Source organism: Tritonibacter sp. SIMBA_163 (assembly GCF_046535935.1).
In the GTDB taxonomy this organism is placed as follows: domain Bacteria; phylum Pseudomonadota; class Alphaproteobacteria; order Rhodobacterales; family Rhodobacteraceae; genus Epibacterium; species Epibacterium scottomollicae.
The window spans coordinates 1-263 of record NZ_JAWJBP010000623.1; the positions used below are offsets into that span (position 1 = coordinate 1).

The window sequence follows — 263 nt, forward strand, 5'->3', positions numbered from 1 at the left end:
CCGCTTCCTGCTGCACCAGCCCATGGGCGGCGTGCGCGGCCCGGCCGTCGACATCGGCATCGAGGCGCAGGAGATCGTCAAGATGCGCGAGCGCATCAACCGCATCCTCGCCGACGCCACCGGCCAGAGCTACGAGAAGATTGAGACCGACACCGACCGGAACTTCTGGATGTCGGCCGAGGAAGCCAAGGCCTACGGTCTGGTCGGCAAGGTCGTGAACTCGATGACCGAGGTGGTGTAGGCGGCGCGAGCGCTGCTGCGAT

At 66.5% G+C, this 263-nt stretch carries 1 protein-coding gene; it reads left to right on the top strand.

The window, feature by feature from the left end; all coding sequences use genetic code 11:
- A partial coding sequence (locus tag R0J92_RS23795) for an ATP-dependent Clp protease proteolytic subunit (RefSeq protein ID WP_411053490.1) occupies window positions 1-241 on the top strand: 241 nt, incomplete at its 5' end.
- Window positions 242-263 lie beyond the last annotated feature (22 nt).